The sequence below is a fragment of the Pseudomonas soli genome (assembly GCF_021283165.2).
Taxonomy (GTDB): Bacteria; Pseudomonadota; Gammaproteobacteria; order Pseudomonadales; family Pseudomonadaceae; genus Aquipseudomonas; species Aquipseudomonas soli.
Window position 1 is genome coordinate 655,609 of sequence record NZ_CP128543.1, and the last position, 17,626, is coordinate 673,234.

Annotated in this window: 17 protein-coding genes; 10 read left to right on the forward strand and 7 right to left on the reverse strand. The window is 66.0% G+C overall.

Going from position 1 to position 17,626, the window contains the following annotated elements; genetic code table 11:
• Positions 1–90 precede the first annotated feature (90 nt).
• Positions 91–2,619, forward strand: coding sequence for an ATP-dependent helicase HrpB (gene hrpB, locus LU688_RS02965; RefSeq protein WP_160290986.1), 2,529 nt, complete (start codon positions 91–93; stop codon positions 2,617–2,619).
• A gap of 10 nt (positions 2,620–2,629) precedes the next feature.
• Here the strand turns inward: hrpB and LU688_RS02970 are convergent, their stop codons facing one another.
• Positions 2,630–3,292, reverse strand: a complete 663-nt coding sequence (locus tag LU688_RS02970) for a YciC family protein (protein WP_023631418.1) — start codon at positions 3,290–3,292, stop codon at positions 2,630–2,632.
• A 157-nt stretch (positions 3,293–3,449) separates the two neighbouring features.
• On the opposite strand from LU688_RS02970, the gene LU688_RS02975 reads away from it, so the two are divergent.
• Positions 3,450–4,184 carry a DUF2076 domain-containing protein gene (locus LU688_RS02975; protein ID WP_038707292.1) on the forward strand — a complete coding sequence of 245 codons (735 nt, stop codon included), beginning with the start codon at positions 3,450–3,452 and terminating at the stop codon, positions 4,182–4,184.
• Positions 4,185–4,292: 108 nt separating this feature from the next.
• Complete coding sequence (locus LU688_RS02980) at positions 4,293–4,772, forward strand: NYN domain-containing protein (protein ID WP_023631362.1); 480 nt, start codon at positions 4,293–4,295, stop codon at positions 4,770–4,772.
• An 8-nt stretch (positions 4,773–4,780) separates the two neighbouring features.
• Here the strand turns inward: LU688_RS02980 and LU688_RS02985 are convergent, their stop codons facing one another.
• Positions 4,781–5,239: an Lrp/AsnC family transcriptional regulator gene (locus LU688_RS02985; RefSeq protein WP_023631363.1), complete on the reverse strand. Its 459-nt coding sequence runs from the start codon at positions 5,237–5,239 to the stop codon at positions 4,781–4,783.
• A gap of 152 nt (positions 5,240–5,391) precedes the next feature.
• On the opposite strand from LU688_RS02985, the gene yedA reads away from it, so the two are divergent.
• Together yedA and rhlE1 are read left to right on the forward strand one after the other, a co-directional pair.
• On the forward strand, positions 5,392–6,312 hold the full coding sequence (gene yedA / locus LU688_RS02990; protein ID WP_038707293.1) for a drug/metabolite exporter YedA: 921 nt from the start codon (positions 5,392–5,394) through the stop codon (positions 6,310–6,312).
• Between the two features lie 55 nt (positions 6,313–6,367).
• Entirely contained in the window at positions 6,368–7,699 is a 1,332-nt protein-coding gene (gene rhlE1, locus LU688_RS02995; protein ID WP_038707294.1) for an RNA helicase RhlE1, read from the forward strand.
• A gap of 33 nt (positions 7,700–7,732) precedes the next feature.
• Here rhlE1 and LU688_RS03000 read toward each other — a convergent pair whose 3' ends face one another.
• The 3 genes from LU688_RS03000 to pmrG all read right to left on the reverse strand — a co-directional run bounded on the left by LU688_RS03000 (position 7,733) and on the right by pmrG (position 10,836).
• A complete protein-coding gene (locus LU688_RS03000; RefSeq protein WP_038707295.1) occupies positions 7,733–8,974 on the reverse strand; it encodes a TIGR03862 family flavoprotein in 1,242 nt (413 codons plus the stop codon).
• Between the two features lie 149 nt (positions 8,975–9,123).
• A complete protein-coding gene (locus tag LU688_RS03005; protein ID WP_232888221.1) occupies positions 9,124–10,038 on the reverse strand; it encodes a histone deacetylase family protein in 915 nt (304 codons plus the stop codon).
• Between the two features lie 111 nt (positions 10,039–10,149).
• Positions 10,150–10,836 (reverse strand): lipopolysaccharide core heptose(II)-phosphate phosphatase PmrG, encoded by a 687-nt coding sequence (gene pmrG, locus LU688_RS03010; RefSeq protein WP_094012273.1) that lies wholly within the window; start codon positions 10,834–10,836, stop codon positions 10,150–10,152.
• A gap of 167 nt (positions 10,837–11,003) precedes the next feature.
• Here pmrG and LU688_RS03015 point away from each other — a divergent pair, with 167 nt between their 5' ends.
• The 4 genes from LU688_RS03015 (at position 11,004) to LU688_RS03030 (ending at position 14,253) form a co-directional block, all read left to right on the forward strand.
• A complete protein-coding gene (locus LU688_RS03015; protein ID WP_023632344.1) occupies positions 11,004–11,573 on the forward strand; it encodes a GNAT family N-acetyltransferase in 570 nt (189 codons plus the stop codon).
• Between the two features lie 90 nt (positions 11,574–11,663).
• Positions 11,664–12,533 carry an acyl-CoA thioesterase II gene (gene tesB, locus LU688_RS03020; RefSeq protein ID WP_023632343.1) on the forward strand — a complete coding sequence of 290 codons (870 nt, stop codon included), beginning with the start codon at positions 11,664–11,666 and terminating at the stop codon, positions 12,531–12,533.
• Positions 12,530–13,120 carry an HAD family hydrolase gene (locus tag LU688_RS03025; protein WP_094012272.1) on the forward strand — a complete coding sequence of 197 codons (591 nt, stop codon included), beginning with the start codon at positions 12,530–12,532 and terminating at the stop codon, positions 13,118–13,120. Before tesB ends, LU688_RS03025 begins: the two co-directional genes overlap by 4 nt.
• A 122-nt stretch (positions 13,121–13,242) precedes the next feature.
• Entirely contained in the window at positions 13,243–14,253 is a 1,011-nt protein-coding gene (locus LU688_RS03030) for a zinc-dependent alcohol dehydrogenase family protein (protein ID WP_160290987.1), read from the forward strand.
• Between the two features lie 54 nt (positions 14,254–14,307).
• Here LU688_RS03030 and LU688_RS03035 read toward each other — a convergent pair whose 3' ends face one another.
• Positions 14,308–15,201 (reverse strand): GNAT family N-acetyltransferase, encoded by an 894-nt coding sequence (locus LU688_RS03035; protein WP_160290988.1) that lies wholly within the window; start codon positions 15,199–15,201, stop codon positions 14,308–14,310.
• Positions 15,202–15,293: 92 nt separating this feature from the next.
• Positions 15,294–15,965: a FadR/GntR family transcriptional regulator gene (locus LU688_RS03040; protein WP_038707298.1), complete on the reverse strand. Its 672-nt coding sequence runs from the start codon at positions 15,963–15,965 to the stop codon at positions 15,294–15,296.
• A gap of 318 nt (positions 15,966–16,283) precedes the next feature.
• On the opposite strand from LU688_RS03040, the gene LU688_RS03045 reads away from it, so the two are divergent.
• Complete coding sequence (locus LU688_RS03045; protein WP_160290989.1) at positions 16,284–17,612, forward strand: MFS transporter; 1,329 nt, start codon at positions 16,284–16,286, stop codon at positions 17,610–17,612.
• Positions 17,613–17,626 lie beyond the last annotated feature (14 nt).

The following is a 17,626-nucleotide window of genomic DNA, read 5'->3' on the forward strand; positions in this document are numbered from 1 at the left end:
GGGCGCGGCAATCGCCGGCGCCTGAGGTTAAGACCATGATAGGGCTGCCTCGGTTCGCCGTTATACTCGGACGATTGTTCGAGGACCACCATGATTTCATTACCGATCGATGCCGTACTGTCCGACCTGCGCCAGGCCCTGGCCGAACGTGACGAAGCGGTGCTCGAGGCGCCACCCGGCGCCGGCAAGACCACCCGCGTACCACTGGCGCTGCTCGACGAACCCTGGCTGGCCGGGCAGACCATCCTCATGCTCGAGCCCCGGCGCCTGGCCGCCCGCGCCGCTGCCGAACGCCTGGCCAGCGAGCTGGGCGAGAAGGTCGGCGAAACCGTGGGTTATCGCATCCGCCTCGACAGCAAGATCGGCCCGAACACGCGCATCGAAGTGGTCACCGAAGGCATCCTCACCCGCCGCCTGCAAAGCGATCCTGCGCTTGAAGGCGTGGGCCTGGTGATCTTCGACGAGTTCCACGAGCGCAGCCTGGATGCCGACCTGGCCCTGGCCCTGAGCCTCAACGGCCGGGCGCTGCTGCGTGACGAGCCGCCGCTGAAGATTCTGCTCATGTCGGCGACCTTGGAGGGTGAGCGCCTGTCGCGCCTGCTCGACGATGCACCGATCATCAGCAGTCAGGGGCGCATGCACCCGGTGGATATTCGCTGGAGCCGGCCGTTCCAGCCTGGCGAGTTCGTCGAGCCGCGCGTGGTCGACTGCGTGCTCCAGGCCCTGGCCGACGAATCCGGCAGCCTGTTGGTGTTCCTCCCCGGGCAGGCCGAGATCCGCCGCGTGCACCAGGCTCTGCAGGAGGCCGTGGGCGAGCGTCCGCAGATCCTGCTCTGCCCGCTGCACGGCGAGCTTGAGCTGAGTGCCCAGCGCGCCGCCATCGAGCCGGCGCCCAAGGGCCAGCGCAAGGTGGTGCTAGCCACCAACATCGCCGAGACCAGCCTGACCATTGACGGTGTGCGCGTGGTGATCGACGCAGGGCTTGCGCGGGTGCCACGCTTCGACCCCGGTAGCGGCATGACCCGCCTGGACACCCAGCGCATCTCCCGGGCCAGCGCCACCCAGCGCGCCGGTCGGGCCGGGCGCCTCGAGCCTGGCGTGTGCTATCGGCTGTGGTCCGAGGCGCAACACGACCAGTTGGCGGCCCATGGCAGCGCCGAGATCCTCCAGGCCGACCTGGCCGGGCTCGCCCTGCAGCTGGCGCGCTGGGGCGTACCACCGGAGCAGCTCAGCTGGCTCGACCAGCCACCTACGGCCGCCTATGGCCAAGCCCTGGACCTGCTGACCCGACTCGGCGCCTTCAAGCCAGGTTGCCGCGACGTTCTGAGCGCCCATGGCCAAGCCATGGCCGAGCTGCCTGCGCATCCACGCATCGCCCATTTGCTGCTGCGCGGTCAGGATCTCGGGTTGGCCGACCTGGCGTGCGATGTCGCAGCGTTGCTAGGCGAGCGCGACATCCTGCGTGGCGGTGGTGCTGACCTGCATAGCCGGCTGGCTTTGCTCAGCGGTGAAAGCCGCGCCGCGCGAGGTGGGCAGGGCGGTGTGCAGCGTGCGCGGCAGCTGGCCCGGCAATACCGCGGCCAGCTGCGTGGCAAACCGCGCAACCCGGTCGCCGACCCCGACCATCCACGCTGGCTGGGCGCGGTGCTGGCGCTGGCCTACCCCGACCGGGTGGCGCAACAGCGCCGCGAAGGCGGCGGCGAATACCGCCTGGCCAATGGCCGGGCGGCACTGTTCGCCGAAGCCGATGTGCTGATGAAGAGCCCGTGGCTGGTGATTGCCGATCTGGGCAGCCGGCAGGGGCAGCGCGAGGAACGTATCTACCTGGCTGCAGAGTTCGACCCGGTATTGTTCGACGCAGTGCTGGCCGAGCAGGTCGAGCAAATCGACCTGCTCGACTGGGACGAACGCGAGCAGGTGTTGCGCGCCGAGCGCCAGCGCAAGGTCGGCGAGCTGGTCCTCAGCCGTGAACCGTTGCCTGGGCTGGACGACGAGGCGCGGGCCAAGGCGTTGCTCGGCCTGGTTCGGCGCAAAGGCTTGAACCTGCTGGCCTGGACCCCGGAACTGCGCCAGTGGCAGGCCCGCGTCGCGCTGCTGCGTCAGCTGGATCTGGAAAAGGACGGCCACAGCGAGTGGCCCGATCTGGGCGATGACGCCTTGCTGGCCAGCCTGGAATACTGGCTGCAACCCTACCTGGGCAAGGTGTCGCGGCTGAGCCATTTCTCTAACCTGGACCTGGCCTCGATCCTGCGCAACCTGCTGCCCTGGCCGCTGCCCCAGCGCCTGGACGAGCTCGCACCGTCGCACCTGGCCGTGCCTTCGGGCTCAAGCATACGCCTGGACTACAGTGAGCAACCACCGATCCTGGCCGTGCGCCTGCAGGAGCTGTTCGGCCTGGCCGATACTCCACGCATCGCCAATGGGCGGCAGCAGGTCAAGCTGCACCTGCTGTCGCCAGCACGTCGGCCTGTGCAAGTGACCCAGGACCTGGCCAACTTCTGGCGCACCACCTACGCCGAGGTGAAGAAGGACCTGAAAGGGCGTTATCCCAAGCATTACTGGCCGGACGACCCGCTGGTGGCGCAAGCCACGGCCAGGGCCAAGCCGAGGAAACCCTGAACGCGCGCGATCAGTTGGCTGCGCCCGCCTCACTCTCCAGCAGCATGAACAACCTGTACAGCACCACGGTGCTGAACAGCTGCAGGAAGCCGCTGAGGCTGTCCAAAGCCAGTTGCACACCGGCCTGCGGTTCGGGGAACAGCTGCAGCAGCAGGCCGTCAATCAGCCACAGCGGCGCCAGCACCGAGAGCATGCACACCATGATGCGCAGGAAGTGCCCGGTGGTCATGCGCGCGCTGGTGCGCATCGCCTCGATCACCGGCAGGCCGCGCAGCACCAGCAGGTACTCGGCGAACACCAGGTTCACCATGATCCACACGCCGGGGAAGATGAACAGCGCCAGGCCGGCCATGATCAGCAGCGAGCTGATCACGATCAGCAGGGCCAGCATCGGCCACAGCTGCAGGGCGCGGGCGAACAGGTCGCGCTTGGCGGTGTCCTGGCCATTGCTGCGGGTGTCGAGGTAGAGGATCAGCGCGGCGCTGTACAGCGGATAGAACAGCAGGCTGACCAGCATGCCGTAGGCAGGCGAGGCCTGTTCGCCGAGATGGTTGTAGAGCAACTGGGTGCCGAGGGCCTCAAGTACCACCAACGGCAGGCACAGCTGGAGGATGCTCGTCAGGTGACGGCGGAAGAAGTACAGGGAGTCGCGCAGAACGCTCAACGGATTCATCGGTCAACATCGCATGGCGGAAAAAGCAGGGCGTAACTTTAGCCCAGACCGCCCGCTTGCTGAAAAAAGTTTCATGGCCGGGGCAATTGAATCACCGCGCCCGGCCCCCCATCTTTGACGCTGTCCGATGCCCTGTTCAGCGCACGAGGTTGCCCCGATGAACACTGAAGAACAAACCCTGATCGATGGCCTGTTCGGCCGTCTCAAGCAAGCCGAAGACCCGGCCCAGCCGCGCGATGCCCAGGCCCAGGCACGCATCGAGGAGCACCTGCGCCAGCAGCCGGCGGCGCCGTACTACATGGCCCAGGCGATCCTGGTGCAGGAAGCGGCGATCAAGCGCCTGGACGAACAGAACAAGCAGCTCGAGGCCGAGCTCAAGCAAGTGCGGGCGCAACTGGAGGCAAGTCGCCCCAGTGGCAGCGGCGGCGGTTTTCTTTCCAGCATCTTCGGCGCCGGAGCGCGCAGCCCGGAGCCGCAGCGGCCGGTGGCACCGGCTTCGAGTTCCTCAGGAGGCTGGCGTGAGCCATCGCCACAGGCTTATTCCCCGCCGCAACCACAACAGGGTTTCGGTGCGGCGCCTGCTCCGGCGCGCAGCGGTGCCAGCAGCTTCCTCGGCGGGGCAATGCAGACTGCTGCGGGGGTGGCTGGTGGCGTGCTGCTGGCTCAAGGTATCAGCAGCCTGTTCAACCACAACTCGCAGCCTGAAGAAATCGTCGAGGTGATCAAGGAAGAGCCGGCGCCGGCCAGCGATGCTGGAGGCTGGAACGATCAGGACAGTCAGCGCCAGGTGGCCGACAACGGTGGCTGGGGCAATGACCAGGGCGGGTTCGCCGATACCGACTACAGCGGCGGCGACGATGGCGGCTTCTTCTCGGACGACGACTACGTCTGAGGGCTCTGGCATACTGCAGCGTCTGATTGCGGGGCAAGTCCGCTCCTGCCGAAGCGTGGGGGCGGGCATGCCCCGCGATTGTCTGCCACCGCCAGAGAGAGGCTCCCGGTGAAGAAAATCGCGCTGTTCGCCGATGTACAGAACCTCTACTACACGGTTCGCCAAGGCCATGGCTGCCATTTCAACTACGCCGCGCTGTGGGCCGACGTCAGCCGCGAGGGCCAGATCGTCGAAGCGGTGGCCTATGCCATCGACCGCGGCGACAGCAAGCAGCAGCAGTTCCAGCAGATCCTGCGCAACCTCGGTTTTGAGGTGCGCCTCAAGCCGTTCATCCAGCGTGCCGACGGTTCGGCCAAGGGCGACTGGGACGTTGGCATCACCCTCGATGTGATCGAGGCGGCAGCTCGGGTCGACCAGGTAGTGCTGGCCTCCGGCGACGGTGATTTCGACCTGTTGCTGGAGCGGGCAATGCAACGCCATGGCGTGGAAACCGTCGTGTACGGCGTGCCGGGGTTGACGGCGTTGTCGGTAATCCGCGCCGCAAGCCGCTACGTGCCGATCGAGGGCAGGCTGCTGCTGCGTCACTGAACCCAGGCTCAGGTTTTTTTGCCGTTGCCCCCCAGATGCCCCAGCGGCACCCTTCGTGCCACCGCGCTGGATAGGATGATCGAGGTCTTGGTGAAGCCCAGCTGCGACACGCGGTTGATCAGCGCCTCCAACTCGCCCATGGACGTGACGGCCGCTTGCATGATCACGCACGGGTCACCGGTCACTCGGTGGCACTCGGTGAGTTCAGGGATCTTCTCCAAGGCCTCGTAGGCCTGCTGGTTGCCATGGCTGGCCAGGCGCAGTTCCATCACGCACTGGATCGGCAGGCCGATTTTTTCCAGGTCGACCTTGGCCGTGTAGCCGCTGATAACACCGCTGGCCTCCAGCTTGGCCACCCGCTCGGCCACCGCCGGGGCGGAGAGATTGACCTGGCGCGCCAGCTGCGCGTAGGTGGCCCGGCCGTTTTCCAGCAGCGCGGCGAGAAGCATGCGATCGTACTTGTCCATGGCGATTCCAGGTGACCTTGCAATCGACGGTGAAGCGTCTGCATAACCGTGTATTGCAAAGTGTTTTGGTGTTTTAAACGTGTTTTGTAACTTAAGTTTGCGCGAGGGCCTTTCTAAACTAATCCACCCGTAAACGGATTTCGAGCCCTGCCATGTCCACCGCCCGCCGCTTCCCGCTGTTGCTCATCGGAGCCTTCCTTGCCTTGTACCTGGTGTGGGGCTCGACCTACCTGTTCATTCGTATCGGCGTGGAGTCCTGGCCGCCGATGCTGATGGCCGGGGTGCGTTTCGTGATTGCCGGCAGCCTGCTGTATGGCTTCCTGCGCTGGCGTGGCGCGCCGGCGCCGACCTGGCCGCAGTGGCGCGCCGCCGGCGCCATCGGCTTTCTCCTGCTCAGTTGCGGCAACGGTGGCGTGACCCTGGCCGAGCATGCCGGAGTCGCCTCGGGCGTGGCGGCGCTGGCGGTAGCCACGGTGCCGCTGTTCACCCTGGTGTTCGGGCTGTTCTTCGGCCATCGCAACTCGCGCCTGGAATGGGCGGGGATTGTTTTGGGGCTGGTCGGCATCGGCATGCTCAACCTGGGCTCGAACCTGCAGGCCAGCCCCATGGGCGCGGCGCTGATCCTGTTCGCCGCGGCGGCCTGGGCCTTCGGCTCGGTGTGGAGCAAGAGCCTGCCGCTGCCCCAGGGCGCCATGGCCAGTGCCGCGGAAATGCTGGTGGGCGGCGCCGCCTTGCTGATCGGCAGTGCCGTGAGCGGCGAGCGCCTGACCGAGATGCCCACGGCGGCCGGTTGGGGGGCGCTGGCCTACCTGGTGTTCTTCGGCTCGATCCTGGCGTTCAGTTCCTACATGTACCTGCTCAAGCACGTGCGTCCGGCGGCTGCGACCAGCTACGCCTACGTCAACCCGGCGGTGGCGGTGCTGTTGGGGATCGTTTTCGCCGGCGAGCAGATCGGCGCCGAGGAGTGCGTGGCCATGGCGGTGATCATTGGCGCGGTGGTGCTGATCGGCCTGCCGCAATGGCGCAAGGCGCCGCAGCAGCCGGTGCCGCTGAAAGGCGAAATGTGCAAGTAGGGCAGGGCGTTGCGGTAAACTTGCCGCCTTCGCTGAACCCCCTGACGGTATTGCCATGAATTTCGCCCAACTCGGCCTGATCGAACCGCTGCTGCGCACCTTGCAGACGCTGGACTACACCACGCCCACCCCGATCCAGGCCAAGGCCATCCCCGCCGTGCTCGCTGGCCGTGACCTGATGGCCGCCGCCCAGACCGGCACCGGCAAGACCGCCGGCTTCGCCCTGCCGGTGCTGCAGCGCCTGGCCCTGGAAGGGGAGAAGGTCGCCAGCAACTCGATCCGCGCGCTGGTGCTGGTGCCGACTCGCGAGCTGGCGGAGCAGGTGCACAACAACGTGCGCGAGTATGCCGAAAACCTGCCGTTGAGCACCTACGCGGTGTATGGCGGGGTCAGCATCAACCCGCAGATGATGCGCCTGCGTCGTGGCGTTGACCTGCTGGTGGCGACCCCAGGCCGCTTGCTCGACCTCTTCCGCCAAAACGCGGTGAAGTTCAATCAGGTGCAGACCCTGGTGCTCGACGAAGCCGATCGCATGCTCGACCTGGGCTTTGCCGAGGAGCTGCAATCGGTGTACGCGGCGTTGCCGCGCAAGCGCCAGACACTGTTGTTCTCCGCCACCTTCTCCGAGCAGATCCGCCTGCTCGCGGGCCTGGCGCTGAACGATCCGCTGAGCATCGAAGTGAGCCCGCGCAACGCCGCCGCGACTACGGTCAAGCAGTGGCTGGTGCCTGTGGATAAAAAGCGCAAGGCCGATCTTTTCATCCATCTGATGCGCAAGCAGCGCTGGAAGCAGGTGCTGGTGTTCGCCAAGACTCGCAACGGTGTCGATCAACTGGTCGAGCGCCTGTTGGCCGAGGGCGTGAATGCCGACGGCATCCACGGCGACCGTCCGCAGGCCACCCGCCAGCGTGCCCTGGACAGCTTCAAGGCCCGTGAGATCCAGGTACTGGTGGCCACCGATGTGGCCGCTCGCGGCCTGGACATCGACGACCTGCCGCTGGTGGTCAACCTCGACCTGCCAATCGTCGCCGAAGACTACGTGCACCGCATCGGCCGTACCGGCCGCGCGGGGAACAAGGGCGAGGCGATTTCGCTGGTGTGCGCCGACGAGGTGCAATTGCTGGCCACGATCGAGACCCTGATCCGCCAGGTGTTGCCACGGCACGAGGAGCCGGATTTCATCCCCGATCACCGGGTGCCGGTGACCGATGCCAGTGGCCAGGTGCTGAAGAAACCGAAGAAGCCCAAGAAGCCGAAGGAGAACAGCGCCAAGCGCGGCCTGGGGCGCTGGATGGACAGCGAGGGCGCGGGGGCTGCGGCACCGGCGGTCAAGGCGGTGCGCAAGGTGCCGGCGTTCGGTGGCAAGCCGCGCAAGCCCAAGCCTTGAGATCCTCGGGGCTGCGTAGCAGCCCGGCATTCATCAGGTCAGGCGCGTCAGCCAATCAGCCGCCGCATTTCCCGCCCTCAACCCACTAGCGAAGCACGCCGTCAGCAGGTACCCACCCGTCGGCGCTTCCCAATCCAGCATCTCCCCCGCGCAGAACACCCCGGGCAGGTTGCGCACCATCAGTCCGTCGTCCAACCCTTCGAACCGTACCCCGCCGGCGCTGCTGATCGCCTCGTCCAGCGGCCGGGTCCGCACCAGCACGATCGGCAGCGCCTTGATCGCCGCCGCCAGGCACCCGGGGTCGGCAAAGGTCGCCTGGTCGGTCAGTTCGCGCAGCAACGCCGCTTTCACCCCGTCGATGCCGAGCTGACCGTGCAGATGCTTGGCCATCGAGCGCGATCCACGCGGCTTGGCCAGGGCTTGGGCAATCTTCTCCACAGGCCGGTCCGGCAGCAGGTCCAGCAGCAGGGTTGCTCGACCGTCGCGGTTGATCGCCTCGCGCAGCGCCGCCGACCAGGCATACACCAGGCTGCCCTCCACTCCCTGGGCGGTGAGGATGAACTCGCCCTTGCGCGGTGCGGCGCCGGGGACGCTCAAGGCAATGTTCTTCAGCGGGGCACCGGCGAACTTGTCCTTGAGCAGCGTGCTCCAGCCTTCGACTTCGAAGCCGCAATTGCTCGGTTGCAGCGCTGAGATATCCACACCCCGCTCGACCAGCAGCGGCACCCAGGCGCCGTCCGAACCCAGGCGCGCCCAACTACCGCCACCCAGCGCCAGCACCACGGCGTCTGCCTGCACGTGTCGTTCGCCCTGTGGATAACTGATCCGCAAGGCACCAGCGTCGGTCCAGCCCAGCCAACGGTGGCGGGTGTGGATAACCACCCCGGCCTCGCGCAGGCGCTTGAGCCAGGCACGCAGCAGCGGCGCGGCCTTCATGTCGCGGGGAAATACGCGACCCGAGGTGCCGACGAAGGTTTCGATGCCCAGGCTGTGAATCCACTGGCGCAGGGCATCGGCGTCGAAGTCGTGCAGCAGCGTGTCGATCTCGCCGTGGCGTTTACCGTAGCGGCCGACGAAGGCCGGGTAGGGCTCGGAATGGGTGATGTTCATGCCACCGACACCGGCCAGCAGGAACTTGCGGCCCACCGAAGGCATGGCGTCGAACACTTCAACCGCCATCCCGCGCCTGGCCAGGGCTTCGGCGGCCATCAGGCCAGCAGGGCCGCCACCGATCACGGCGACAAGGGGGCGGGAGGCGGGGCGAGGATCGTTCATGGCGGGCGGCAGGCTGTGGAAAAGAGCGCGCATTCTACCCCAGCGGGACGGCTCGCGGCACTGCTCAAAAAACAACCAACTCTTTGCAGCTCAGGCAGTTAAAGGGCTGGAGCGGCTTTCTCGCAGGTTATCCACAGGCGGTTCCACAGTCATTGTGCACAACCGAGCACCCGCGCCGCGCTGTGGTGGAGGATGCCGTGGCGCCGGGCCAGGGCCTGGCGGTCCTTGCTGTAGCCGCCACCGATCACCCCTACCACCGGGATGTCGCGGCCCAGGCATTGGCGCAGCACATGCTCGTCGCGGGCAGCGAGGCCTGCGTCGGTCAGTTGCAGGTAGCCCAGGGCGTCGTCCTTGTGCACATCGACGCCGGCGTCATACAGCACCAGGTCTGGCTGGTACAACGGCAGCAGGTAGTTCAGCGCATCCTCGACCACCTTGAGGTATGCGCTGTCGTGCATGCCGCGGGGCAGGGGGATATCCCAGTCGCTCTGGGCCTTGCGCGCCGGGAAGTTCTGCTCGCAGTGCAGGGACACGGTGATCGCCTCCGGCGTGTCGTGGAGAATGCGCGCCGTACCGTCGCCCTGGTGCACGTCGCAGTCGAAGATCAGCACCCGGTGTACGCGTCCGGCTTCCAGCAGGTAACGGCTGATCACTGCCAGGTCGTTGAAGATGCAGAAGCCGGCCGGGTGATCGTAGTGGGCATGATGGGTGCCGCCGGCCAGGTGGCAGGCGATGCCATGCTGCAGCGCTTGCTCGGCGGCCAGCAGTGAACCACCTACTGCATGCACGGTGCGTCGGGCCAGGGCTTCGCTCCAGGGCAGGCCCAGGCGGCGCTGGTCCTCGCGGGACAGTTCGCCGTTCATGTAGCGCTCGATGTAGGCGCGGTCATGGGCCAGGGCGAGGATCTCGTTGGGGCAGATTTCAGGGCGCAGCAGGGCCGCGTCGGTGGTCAGGCCGCTGTCTACCAGGTGATCGCGCAGCAGGCGGAACTTGTCCATCGGGAAGCGATGGTCCGGCGGGAATTCGGGGCTGTAGTCGTCGTGGTAGATCAGCGGCAGGGGCATGGTGTCGGCGCGTTGGGGGCGAACACCGATCTTGCCAGTATTGGTGGCGCCGGCGCCAACGCAATCGCGGGGCAAGCCCGCTCCCACGCAGCTGCGGTCATCTTGTGGCGCTCATTGGCCTGCCGATGCCAGCACCCTTTGCCAGTCTGGCTCGTTCATCCGCCCCAGAATCCGCGCCTTGCCATTGCCATCCACCGACACGAACAGCGCACTGGCGTAGCCGCTTTCACGCTCACCGCCCGGCACATGCTGCTGGCGGGCGAAGTGATCGATGCAACCATTGTGGGTCACCAGTATCAGGTTGTGCCCGGGCCGCTTGCGGGCCATGGCCTCGGCGGGGAAAGGACGGTCGCAGCGCTCCAGCCAGTCTTCGCTGGAGACGGCCTGGCCAAGGATGAAATGCGCGGTCTGGCGGGTTCGCAGCTTTGGGCTACTGAGCAGATCGGCACCGCTCAGCCCCAGTTGCCGCAGGCCCTGGCCGACCCGCTGCGCCGCCTGGCTGCCGGCCACGGTGATGCCGGTCGCATCGTCCAGGCAGGGGCCTGGGGCACTGTCACAGCGTTCGGCGTGGCGGATCATCACGATCACCGCGCCGTCCTTCCAGTCCTGCAGCAGGCCGCTTTCGCTCAGTTGTTGCTCGTTGCCAAGATTCACGATGTGCGTCCTCGTCGCTAGCCAGGTGCTGGCCCCGGCCAGTGCCAGGAGCAGGCCGAAGGCGGCGCCGAGCGCGGTGCGAGAACGGCGGCGTTCGGGGCGGGCCAGCAGGGCCGGGTTGTGCAGGGTGTTGCTGGGGTGCATGCGTCACTCCGATGGCAGTGCGGCGTCGACAAAGGCCGCGGTAGTGTCCGGCATTGTGCAAAGAGGCCTGTCGGGGGGCGGTGAAGCCGATGTGAAAAAAGCATCGGCTGGCCGATGTGCGCGGCCTACGCTGTACACTGGCAGACTGTGATTTCGGAGCCGCGCCGATGACCCCCATCCTCGAACTGGAAAGCCCGCGCCTGGTGCTGCGCCAATGGCAGGACGACGACCTGCGCGAGTTCGCCGCCTTGTGCGCCGACCCACAGGTGATGCGTTATTTCCCCGCACCGATGACCCGGGTCGAGGCAGCCGCGCTGATCGGCCGGGTGCGCGGTCATTTCAACGAATACGGTTTCGGCCTCTGGGCCCTGGAGCGCAAGGACAGCGGCGCCTTCATCGGCATGACCGGCCTGCTCAACGTCAATTTTGACGCGCCCTTCGGCCCGGCGGTGGAAATTGGCTGGCGCCTTGCCCGCCGGCATTGGGGGCTGGGCTTCGCCAGCGAGGCCGCCTGGGCCTGCCTGCGCTGTGCCTTCGCCCAGCTGCATCTGGACGAGGTGGTGTCGTTCACCACCGAGGGCAATTTGCCGTCGCAGAAGGTGATGCAGGCCATCGGCATGGTCCAGGACCTCGAGGCCAGCTTCGAGCACCCGCGCCTGCCACCGGGCGATCCGCTGCGCCCTCATGTGCTCTACCGCATCGACCGCGCCCGCTGGCAACAGAACCTGCGCGGCTGAATAGGTGGCCATTCGTACGGCGGGACTACAGACAAACCCTGTATCATTTGCCGCCATAACAGCGCCGTATTGCCTTGCCAGGAGAACCCCATGAGCCACGTACTCGACGATCTGGTCGACTTGCTGAGCCTCGAGTCCATCGAGGAGAACCTGTTCCGCGGACGCAGCCAGGACCTGGGCTTCCGCCAGCTGTACGGCGGCCAGGTGCTCGGCCAGTCGTTGTCGGCGGCCAGCCAGACGGTCGAGGACGCGCGCCATGTGCATTCGCTGCATGGCTACTTCCTGCGCCCGGGTGACGCCAGCATGCCGGTGGTGTACTCGGTGGACCGCGTGCGTGACGGCGGCAGTTTCAGCACCCGGCGGGTCACGGCGATCCAGAAGGGCCAGCCGATCTTCACCTGCAGCGCTTCGTTCCAGTACGACGAGGAAGGCTTCGAGCACCAGGCGCCGATGCCCGACGTGGTCGGCCCGGAGAACCTGCCCAGCGAGGTCGAGCTGGCCAGTGCCATGGCTGAAAGGCTGCCCGAGCGCATCCGCGAGAAGGTGCTGTGCGCCAAGCCCATCGAGATCCGCCCGGTCACCGAGCGCGACCCGTTCAATCCCAAGCCCGGCGATCCGGTCAAGTACGCCTGGTTCCGTGCCGACGGCAACCTTCCGGACATTCCGGCGCTGCACAAGTACCTGCTGGCGTACGCCTCGGACTTCGGCCTGCTGACCACGGCCTTGCTGCCCCATGGCAAGTCGGTGTGGCAGAAGGACATGCAGATCGCCAGCCTCGACCACTCGCTGTGGTTCCACCGTGACCTGCGCGCCGACGACTGGCTGCTGTACGCCACCGACAGCCCCTGGGCCGGCAACGCCCGTGGCTTCTGCCGGGGCAGCATCTTCAACCGCGCCGGGCAACTGGTGGCCTCGTCGACCCAGGAAGGCCTGATCCGCCATCGCAAGGACTGGGCATGAGCCTGGGCGACATCCGCCACTGGGTGTTCGACATGGACGGCACCCTCACGGTCGCCGTGCATGACTTCGCGGCCATCCGCGAAGCGCTCGATATCCCGTCCGAGCACGACATCCTCACCCACCTGGCAGCCTTGCCGGCAGCGGAGGCGGTGGCCAAGCATGCCTGGCTGCTGGAGCATGAGCGCGACCTGGCGATAGCTTCCAAGGCCGCCGACGGCGCCGTGGAGCTGGTGCGCGAACTGGCCCGACGCGATTGCCGGCTGGCCATTCTCACGCGCAATGCCCGCGAGCTTGCCCACGTGACCCTCGAGGCCATCGGCCTGGCTGACTGCTTCCCGGTCGAACTTATCCTCGGTCGCGACGAGGCGGCACCCAAGCCCAGCCCGGATGGGTTGTTGCAGATCGCCCGGGCCTGGGGTGTAAGCCCCGGTGCAATGGTGATGGTCGGTGACTACCGCTTCGACCTCGACTGCGGGCGGGCCGCAGGCACCCGCACCGTGCTGGTCAACTTGCCGGACAATCCCTGGCCGCAGCTGGCCGACTGGCACGCGGCAGATTGCCGGGCGTTGAGGGCGTTGCTCGGCTGACGGCCCTGTCGCGGGACAAGCCCGCTCCCCGTGCCTACCATCGTGGGAGCGGGCTTGCCCCCGCGATCCTCCAGACCTGTCTAAGCTGCACTGCACCTTTTCCCACGATGGAGACCCACCCCATGAGCACCAAGGCTCTCTACGTCCTGCCCGGCGGCGGCTACGACAAGGTCCAGGTCGGCACCTGCGAAACCGCCGCGCCCGCAGCCTGCGAGATCACCGTGCGCCTGCATGCCAGCTCCCTCAACTACCACGACTTCGCCGTGGTCAGTGGCATGTGGGGGCCGAGCGAGCGGCGCATCCCGATGGCCGACGGCGCTGGTGAAGTGATCGCGGTGGGGGCCGGGGTCAGTGAGTTCCAGGTTGGCGATGCCGTGGTCAGCACGTTCTTCCCCGACTGGCTCGGCGGCCAGGCCCAGGTCGAGGGCTTCGCCAGCGTGCCGGGGGATGGCATCGACGGCTACGCCCGCGAACAGGTGACCGCCCGGGCTACCTCCTTCACCCTTGCGCCCAAAGGCTACAGCCATGCCGAGTCGGCGACGCTGACCACCGCCGGCCTCACCGCCTGGCGCGCGTTGATGAGCGACGACCACCTCAAGCCCGGTGACAGCGTGCTGGTGCAGGGCACCGGTGGCGTTTCGATCTTCGCCCTGCAGTTCGCCAAGCTGGCCGGCGCCACGGTGATTGCCACCTCGTCCAGCGATGCCAAGCTCGAGCGCCTCAAGGCACTGGGCGCGGATCACCTGATCAACTACAAGGCTACGCCTGCCTGGGGCGAAAAGGTCCGTGAACTCACCGGCGGCCGTGGCGTGGACCATGTGATCGAAGTCGGCGGCCCGGCCACCCTGGAGCAGTCGATGATCGCGGCGCGTATCGGTGGCCACGTGTCATTGATCGGCATTCTCACCGGCGTGGCCGGGCAGTTGCCGTTGGTGCAGGCGCTGGTGCGGCAGATCCGCCTGCAGGGCGTGCTGGTGGGCAGCCGCGCCCAGCAGCAGGCGATGGTTCGCGCCATCGACGCCAACGGCCTGCGGCCGGTGGTGGACAAGCATTTCGAACTGGAGCAGATGGTCGAGGCGTTCCGGTACCAGGAGAGCAACCGGCATTTCGGCAAGATCTGCCTGACCTGGTGAAGGTCTGTGCAAGGACCTGTGAAGAGACGGTGCGCTGTTTGGCGGGGGACCCAGTCAGGTATGGGACAGCAATGGAAACATCAGCGTCTGCCCATCGACACTGGTGGATGCCGCGCCCCAGACGAACAGCGCATCATCGTTATCCACAACTCGGGACGCGAAGCCATCGCTATGTAGCGGTGCAAACCCCAACACAACCTCCCGGGTCGTTGCCGTGACCAGTTCAGCCAGCACATCGGCCAGCACCAGTTCGCGTTCGCAGAACACATCCACCAGCACCATCCGCTCGCCATCATGTTCGATCACCACATAGGCCTCGTGCACTGAGGAATGCAACACCGCCTCCCGGTATGGCCCATCGCAATAGAACATCGTCAGCGGCACATTCGGCACCAGGCTCAATCGTGCCTGTGGACAACTCTTTTCCAGAGCATCAATGAAGCGTTGACGTTGTTCGCCATCGTCCATGTTCACCGGGTGGAAGGTCGTGGCCCGTGGCTGCGCAGCCCAGGGTTGGTAGTACTCGTGTTCGACCACTCGGCGAAAACCGAACTTGGGATAGAGATCGACTACGGTGCTGTTGGCGAACAGGTACAGCAGGTCGCATTGGCCTGCCCAGCGCTCCACCAGCACTTCCATCAGATAACGGCTGTAGCCACGGCCTCGTGCTTCGGGCGCAGTCATCACCGTGCCGATCTGAACGCAGCGCAGATGTTGGCCACCGAGGGTGAAGTCGAGCAGGTTGGCCGAGGCGTTGGCCAGCATCTTTCCGTCGCGAACCAGTGAGCACGGCTGGTTGTCGGCCTGCCAGAAACCGGCCTGGTACCAGGCTTCGAAGTCGAAGCCATAGGTCTGGTGGGTGAGGGCGTTGAGTTCGGCGCGCAGATGCGGGTTGTCGTGGTAGCGCTCGACCTGCGCGAGCGCGGGGTCGTCGAGGATGATTGCCATGGCGTCCATACCTGTCCGTGTAGTGAAGGTGAACGTTAACCGTAGCGTGGATGAAAAGTTGTAAGGGTTTGTACCCCCTTAGGTGCCTGGCGTCAGTCCGGCACCAGTCGATCCCGGCTGTTGGACAGATGCAGGCACATGGCTGCCCGCGCCGCGTCCGGGTCTTGCCGGCGGATGGCATTGAGGATCGCCTCGTGTTCCAGGTTCGCCAGGTACGCGTGCCTGGCCAGCCTGGCTCCGGCACGCTCGGCCTGGGCGATACGATTGCGGGGGATCAGCGCCTTACCCAGGTGCGCCATCATCTCGCCGAAATACAGGTTCCCGGTGGCCTCGGCGATCAGCAGGTGAAAGCGCCGGTCGGCTTCGATGCAGCTGTCGCCGGCGGCGGCCAGGTCCTGGTAGTCGTCCAGCGCCTGGCGCATCTGCGCCAGCTGGCGCTCGTCGCGGCGCAGGGCGGCGAGGGCGACAGCCTGGCCCTCCAGGCCGAGGCGCAACTCCAGCAGGTCGCGCACGCTGGCCGCGCTTTCCGGGGCCACCCGCAGCCCGGACTGGGCCTGGCGTTCGATGACGAAGGTGCCGATACCGTGGCGTGTTTCCACCAGGCCCGAGGCCTGGAGTTTCGACAGCGCCTCGCGGACCACGGTGCGGCTGATGGCGTGATCGCGCACCAGGGTATTTTCCGAGGGAAGTCGGTCGCCTGGTGCGTAGGTACCGAGGAGGATCTGCTGGGTCAGGCGGGAGACCAGGTCGTGGGCGCGGGACATCAGAGGTTCTCAGGTGATGTGGGCTTGCCTGGCGATTTTGCCATGGAGGCTGCACGAACACCGTCAATCTACTTGTATGACAAGTTGCGTGCAAAGATTTTTTTGATCTGGAAATTGGCTGCTTATTGCTAGCCTCAGAGTCCTGGTTTGTGAGTTTTTTGCCGATTTTATCCAGTAAATAGCTTGTATTTTGCGATTTATAAGAAAAATTGCCGTTGTCGTACAACTGCCTCGGGAATATGCTTCTTCGCACCTGGAGGTCAGACAACTCTCTGCCCTTCACCATTCCCCAATAAAAACAATGAGTGGGAGCCCCCCATGAACGACACCCCAGATCCGTCTGCGCACGCGCTCGCCAGCGCCGTGGCCAAGGTCAAGCGCCATGTCCTGCCACTGTTCGTCATCATGTTCATCGTCAACTACCTTGACCGCGTCAATATCGGCTTTGTCCGCCCGCACCTGGAGAGCGACCTGGGCATCAGCGCGGCGGCCTATGGCTTCGGCGCCGGCCTGTTCTTCATCGGCTATGCCCTGTTCGAAGTACCGTCGAACATGCTCCTGCAGCGGGTCGGCGCGCGCCTGTGGCTGACCCGTATCATGTTCACCTGGGGGCTGGTGGCCACGGCCATGGCCTTCGTGCAGACCGAAACCCAGTTCTACGTGCTGCGGTTTCTGCTCGGGGTCGCCGAGGCCGGCTTCTTCCCCGGAGTGATCTACTACTTCACCCGCTGGCTGCCGGCCGCCGAGCGTGGCAAGGCCATCGCCATCTTCCTCAGCGGTTCGGCCTTCGCCTCGCTGATCTCCGGGCCTTTGGCCGGGGCGCTGATGCAGATCCAGGGCATGGGCCTGCACGGCTGGCAATGGATGCTGTTCATCGAGGGCATGGCCTCGGTGATGCTGTGCTTCTTCGTGTTCTTCTGGCTCGACTCCAAACCCCACGACGCCAAGTGGTTGAGCCGCGAAGAGCAAGACGCGCTGGTGGCCGCCATCGACCTGGAGCAGCGCGAACGCGAGGCCGGCGGCGTGGCCAAGGTCTCGGCCTGGCGCCTGCTCAAGGACCGGCAGATTGTGCTGTTCTGCCTGATCTACTTCTGCATCCAGCTGACCATCTACGCTGCCACTTTCTGGCTGCCGAGCATCATCAAGCGCATGGGCGAGATGAGCGACCTGCAGGTCGGATTCTTCAACTCGATTCCCTGGTTGATCTCGATCATCGCCATGTATGCCTTCGCCGCCTGCGCCAAGCGCTGGCGGTTCCAGCAGGCCTGGGTCGCCGCGGCATTGCTGGTGGCCGCCTGCGGCATGTTCATGTCCACCACCGGCGGGCCGGTGTTCGCTTTCGTCGCGGTGTGCTTCGCCGCCATCGGTTTCAAGTCCGCGTCGTCGCTGTTCTGGCCGATCCCCCAGGGCTACCTGGATGCACGCATCGCCGCGGCGGTGATCGCCCTGATCAACTCGGTGGGCAACCTCGGCGGCTTCGTCGCGCCGACCACCTTCGGTTTGCTCGAGCAACAGACCGGATCGATCCAGGGCGGCCTGTACGGCCTGGCGGTGACCTCGGTGCTGGCCGCCATCGCGGTGTTCTTCGTACGCATGCGCCCCAAGGGCGTGGCTTCCCCTGACCTCAAGGCCGCTTCGGCCAACTGACCCCGAGAGAGATT

Coding starts and splice junctions, on each gene's coding strand:
- hrpB (WP_160290986.1), top strand. CDS start 91: ATGATTTCATTACCGATCGATGCCGTACTGTCCGACCTGCGCCAGGCC.
- LU688_RS02970 (WP_023631418.1), bottom strand. CDS start 3,292: ATGAATCCGTTGAGCGTTCTGCGCGACTCCCTGTACTTCTTCCGCCGT.
- LU688_RS02975 (WP_038707292.1), top strand. CDS start 3,450: ATGAACACTGAAGAACAAACCCTGATCGATGGCCTGTTCGGCCGTCTC.
- LU688_RS02985 (WP_023631363.1), bottom strand. CDS start 5,239: ATGGACAAGTACGATCGCATGCTTCTCGCCGCGCTGCTGGAAAACGGC.
- yedA (WP_038707293.1), top strand. CDS start 5,392: ATGTCCACCGCCCGCCGCTTCCCGCTGTTGCTCATCGGAGCCTTCCTT.
- rhlE1 (WP_038707294.1), top strand. CDS start 6,368: ATGAATTTCGCCCAACTCGGCCTGATCGAACCGCTGCTGCGCACCTTG.
- LU688_RS03000 (WP_038707295.1), bottom strand. CDS start 8,974: ATGAACGATCCTCGCCCCGCCTCCCGCCCCCTTGTCGCCGTGATCGGT.
- LU688_RS03005 (WP_232888221.1), bottom strand. CDS start 10,038: ATGCCCCTGCCGCTGATCTACCACGACGACTACAGCCCCGAATTCCCG.
- pmrG (WP_094012273.1), bottom strand. CDS start 10,836: ATGCACCCCAGCAACACCCTGCACAACCCGGCCCTGCTGGCCCGCCCC.
- LU688_RS03015 (WP_023632344.1), top strand. CDS start 11,004: ATGACCCCCATCCTCGAACTGGAAAGCCCGCGCCTGGTGCTGCGCCAA.
- tesB (WP_023632343.1), top strand. CDS start 11,664: ATGAGCCACGTACTCGACGATCTGGTCGACTTGCTGAGCCTCGAGTCC.
- LU688_RS03025 (WP_094012272.1), top strand. CDS start 12,530: ATGAGCCTGGGCGACATCCGCCACTGGGTGTTCGACATGGACGGCACC.
- LU688_RS03030 (WP_160290987.1), top strand. CDS start 13,243: ATGAGCACCAAGGCTCTCTACGTCCTGCCCGGCGGCGGCTACGACAAG.
- LU688_RS03035 (WP_160290988.1), bottom strand. CDS start 15,201: ATGGCAATCATCCTCGACGACCCCGCGCTCGCGCAGGTCGAGCGCTAC.
- LU688_RS03040 (WP_038707298.1), bottom strand. CDS start 15,965: ATGTCCCGCGCCCACGACCTGGTCTCCCGCCTGACCCAGCAGATCCTC.
- LU688_RS03045 (WP_160290989.1), top strand. CDS start 16,284: ATGAACGACACCCCAGATCCGTCTGCGCACGCGCTCGCCAGCGCCGTG.